We start from the raw sequence: 1159 nt of genomic DNA, 5'->3' as shown, positions 1-1159 counted from the left end.
TGTATGACCGGATACATAGGTGACAGATCAGACCGGGAACATAGGTAACACATTTTAGTCTATCCGGAGCACACTCTGGGTTTTCCGGTCATAGTACGCAAGCGTTATTCCGTTAAAGATGATGGCCTCAAGGCCATCATCTTGTTCTTCCAGCATGATGTACTCATCCGTCAGCGCTTCGCTCAGGAACACCGTCCCCTTTTTCCCCATATAGAGTGTCCCCCTCGATTTCACTCTGTAGACCTTACCTCCTTCCGGATAAGCATAGTCAGGAACACTGCCATCCCAGTGTCGGTTCGAGGGATGCCATACCGTTCCGGGCGTTGCACCCGCCAGTGCCTCATGCGGCCTTTCGTAGTTAAATTCTTCCCGGTAATCACTGAACCACCGCTGTTGTTCTTCCATCGTCATGAAGGTGTTGCCCTGTTTCACTGCACTTTTCAGGGAGCGGTGCATTCGCTCATGGCGGCCATTTTCTTCCGGATGACCCTTTCTGATACGCTCCGGCCTGATGCCCAGCTTGATTAGCCAGACGGCAAGGCGACTTAATCCGGCTATTCCTGTTCCCGCGAAGGGCTGACCGTTATCGGTTCTGAGCACTTCCGGCAGACCGTATTCCAGGAACGCATCTGTCAGGCACTGTCTGACGAAGGGCTCACTCTCCCGGTCCGTTCCCCGGCAGCTCAGAAGATACCGGCTGTGATTGTCGGTCAGGGTGAAGGGATGGCAGTACTCTCTGCTCAGCAGCCTGAACTTACCTTTAAAATCAGCGCTCCAGACCTGATTGTTTTCACTGATGATGGTCAGGGGCTGGCGATTGCCCGGGGTTCTGCGTTTTCGCTTTTTATCCGGAACCAGGCCTTCACGCTTGAGGATATCGCCGACAGTGCTGGCAGCAGGTACGGTAAAATCGACATGATGGTTGAGGAGCCACATCCGCAGTTTTTTGGGGCCCCAGTCAGGGTGTTTTTGACGCAGGGCAGTCAGGTGACCGACGATATAATCGGGAACCGTCCGGGAGTGGGAGCGTGGCGCACGCGACCGGTCAGAGAGAGATGACAGGTCAGAAGGGTCAAACCGCTGAAGCCATTTATAGCCTGTTTTACGGCTGATGCCAAAAAGACGGCAAAGAGCGGAGAAGGAGTCCGTACCTGCATGG

Annotated in this window: 1 protein-coding gene; it reads right to left on the bottom strand. The window is 54.1% G+C overall.

All coding sequences use genetic code 11. The features are described from left to right. Positions 1 to 54: 54 nt before the first annotated feature. Positions 55 to 1159 (bottom strand): DDE-type integrase/transposase/recombinase (locus tag E0L16_RS21920; protein ID WP_131638311.1); only part of this gene is annotated, 1105 nt, incomplete at its 5' end.

The organism is Enterobacter quasihormaechei (genome assembly GCF_004331385.1).
In the GTDB taxonomy this organism is placed as follows: Bacteria; Pseudomonadota; Gammaproteobacteria; order Enterobacterales; family Enterobacteriaceae; genus Enterobacter; species Enterobacter quasihormaechei.
This window is presented reverse-complemented; position numbering and strand designations above follow the sequence as displayed.